Below are 233 nucleotides of genomic sequence, written 5' to 3'. Positions count from 1 at the left end.
TCTTCACCAGGCTTCAGCCCGGAGACGATTTCATAAGAATCATCATTGGAGCGCCCAAGCTCGATCTCGCGCTTCTCAAAACCATCGGATGTGCGAACAAAAACAACCTTCTCACCGGTGATAGTCTGGACCGCAGATTTTGGTACCCGCACTTCCACCTCATCTTGGCCAACTTCGACTTCGGCGGTGACGAAAGTTCCAGGACGCCATGCTAGGTCCTTGTTGGGCAATAC

At 52.4% G+C, this 233-nt stretch carries 1 pseudogene; it reads right to left on the bottom strand.

The features are described 5' to 3' along the window. A pseudogene (locus CVH10_RS24755) lies at window positions 1–233 on the bottom strand (efflux transporter periplasmic adaptor subunit); the annotation flags it as partial.

Source organism: Halomonas sp. ND22Bw (genome assembly GCF_003011945.1).
GTDB classification, from domain to species: domain Bacteria; phylum Pseudomonadota; class Gammaproteobacteria; order Pseudomonadales; family Halomonadaceae; genus Halomonas; species Halomonas halophila.
Note: the sequence above shows the minus strand (reverse complement) of the source record. Positions and strands in the feature narration are given on the sequence as shown.